Genomic DNA, 1141 nt, shown 5'->3' with positions numbered 1-1141 from the left:
GGTGTCAGGCGCTGATGATGTTGTACTCAGGGCCGAACGGGAACTTGGTGATGTTCTCGGCGCCGGCCTCGCCCACCACCAGGATGTCGTGCTCGCGGTAGCCGCCGGCACCCGGCTGGCCGTCCAGGACCGTGATCATCGGTTCCATGGAGACCACCATGCCCGGCTCCAGGACGGTGTCGATGTCCTCGCGCAGTTCCAGGCCCGCCTCGCGGCCGTAGTAGTGGCTCAGGACGCCGAAGGAGTGGCCGTAGCCGAAGGTGCGGTTGGCCAGGAGGCCGTGGGACACGTAGATCTCGTTGAGCTCGGCGGCGATGTCCTTGCAGACAGCACCGGGCTTGATGAGTTCCAGGCCGCGCTTGTGGACCTCCACGTTGATGTTCCACAGTTCCAGGGAGCGGGCATCCGGTTCGCCGTAGAACAGGGTGCGTTCCAGGGCCGTGTAGTAGCCGCTGGTCATGGGGAAGCAGTTCAGGGACAGGATGTCGTGTTCCTGGATCTTGCGGGTGGTGGCCCAGTTGTGGGCGCCGTCGGTGTTGATGCCGGACTGGAACCACACCCAGGTGTCGCGGATTTCGGAGTCCGGGAACGTGCGGGCGATCTCGTGGACCATGGCCTCGGTGCCGATCAGGGCGACCTCATACTCGGTGATGCCGGCCGTGATCGCGTTGCGGATGGCCTCGCCGCCGAGGTCGCCGATGCGTGCACCGTGCTTGATGACCGCGATTTCCTCGGCGGACTTGATCATGCGCTGGCGCATGGCGGCCTGGGCCACGTCCACCAGGGTGGCGGACTGGAAAGCGGCCTGGATCTTGTTGCGGTTGTCCAGGGGCAGGGAGTCGTCTTCGACGCCCAGGCGGCGCGGGTTGATGCCGCGGGTGCGCAGGACTTCCTGGATGGCGTGGATGTAGTTGTCCCGGCGCCAGTCCGTGTAGACCAGGTTGTCGCCGTAGCTGCGGCGCCACGGCATGCCGGCGTCGATGTTCGCCGTCACGGTGACGGTGTCGTCCTGGGTGACCACCATGGCGTAGGAGCGGCCGAAGGTGGTGAACAGGAAGTCTGAGTAGTACTTGATGGAGTGGTAGCTGGTCAGGACAACGGCGTCCAGTTCCTTCTCGGCCATGATCCGGCGGAGCCCGGC

General features: G+C 65.5%; 1 protein-coding gene. It reads right to left on the bottom strand.

Annotated features, from left to right (window positions below; translation table 11 throughout):
- Positions 1-4: 4 nt before the first annotated feature.
- The coding region (locus J1902_RS19040; RefSeq protein WP_207617930.1) for an aminopeptidase P family protein at positions 5-1141 on the bottom strand (1137 nt) is incomplete at its 5' end.

It is taken from the genome of Arthrobacter cavernae (assembly GCF_017368795.1).
In the GTDB taxonomy this organism is placed as follows: domain Bacteria; phylum Actinomycetota; class Actinomycetes; order Actinomycetales; family Micrococcaceae; genus Arthrobacter; species Arthrobacter cavernae.
The sequence above is the reverse complement of the archived record's forward strand: the minus strand, read 5'-3'. Positions and strand labels throughout refer to the sequence as shown.